This is a genomic window from Photobacterium marinum (assembly GCF_000331515.1).
Lineage (GTDB): Bacteria > Pseudomonadota > Gammaproteobacteria > Enterobacterales > Vibrionaceae > Photobacterium > Photobacterium marinum.
Map to the genome: position 1 here is coordinate 1 of NZ_AMZO01000082.1, position 1,235 is coordinate 1,235.

General features: G+C 41.1%; 1 protein-coding gene. It reads left to right on the forward strand.

Annotated features, from left to right (window positions below; all coding sequences use genetic code 11):
• Positions 1-270: hypothetical protein (locus C942_RS25575; protein WP_036801930.1), on the forward strand; the 270-nt coding region annotated here is incomplete at its 5' end.
• Positions 271-1,235: the final 965 nt, after the last annotated feature.

Consider the following 1,235-nt stretch of genomic DNA (forward strand, 5'->3'; position numbering starts at 1 on the left):
GTTCCGTCAGTTCCTTCCGACACAGTTAAGATTACGCTTTTCGAGCCCAAACAGAACCACCATCCGGTCATTCTTTCTCTGTCAGAAGAATGTCAAACAAGAACAAGGCGATACAAACACTTTAAAAACAATTACTTATGCAAATGCGAAAGTTATTTACTTGCTGATATCTCCGGTTTATCCCACAAGTTTGTAAGAGATCTCGCACAAATGAGTTGGATAATGGCGGAAAAGGACGTTTTACTGGATGTGAAAAAAGAACGGGCGTGACTTTCGTCACGCCCTTAGGTCTTACTTGCAGCTATCCCGCTACTATGTTGCTCCCTGCATCAATCCTTGATAATGCTGTTTCCTTCAGGTAATCCCTAATCTCTATCCCAGAGTTGTCCTTCGGTGGTTCCATGACCCGTCGAATCATCCTGTTCCGACTCTCTCATCCATCCTGGAGGTGTCCTTTAACTTCATCCTGAAGTGTTCCTTATGTCTTCCTGACCGACCAACATCCTGTCTGCCGACGATATCCCTACCGTGTCCTTTACTATCCCTGTCAGTCGGCTATCCGCGCCAACTCACTCTCTTCCTGAGTATTTCCCCATCCTGAGGAAAGCCACGTCCTGCGACCTGTTCAAATCCCTGATGTCGTTTCCTTTCGACACAATCGATATTACTCGCTTTAAATCGGCAAACAATGCGACGAAGTCGACATATTTAATCAGCGAAAGCATTCACTAACAAAATCAAAGTATAAGTACTTGTATTTTAATAACAAAAAATGAAACGAACAGTGATTTAAGATCCTGTCCGAAGAATTTATCCCACACCAATGTAAGAGATCTCTTACAAGAACTATGGGCGATATCTGGGAAGCGGTTGCACTAGATGAAAAATTTAAATAGTGATAAATCAGCAAACTTATCGTCTAACAATTTACAATTCACGATGTAAATAAACTCATTGAATAAAGTGAGTGAGGCGAACCTGATTATCAGGAAAACATCACTTACACCAATCGGGATAAGTAAGCATTCGGATAATTGCGCAGGAAAAATCGCCTAGAAAAAGGAAGAATTTGCAGTAACTAGTGGCGTTAATTACAAAAATACTGACGCCATAATAGGTGATTTTAACCAGCAATAATGATCAAATACTTATGCTAATTGTATTAAGCGAAGATAATACGAACGGCCTGAACAGATATAAAGCTAGAACCCAAAAAAAGAACGGGCGCGACTTTC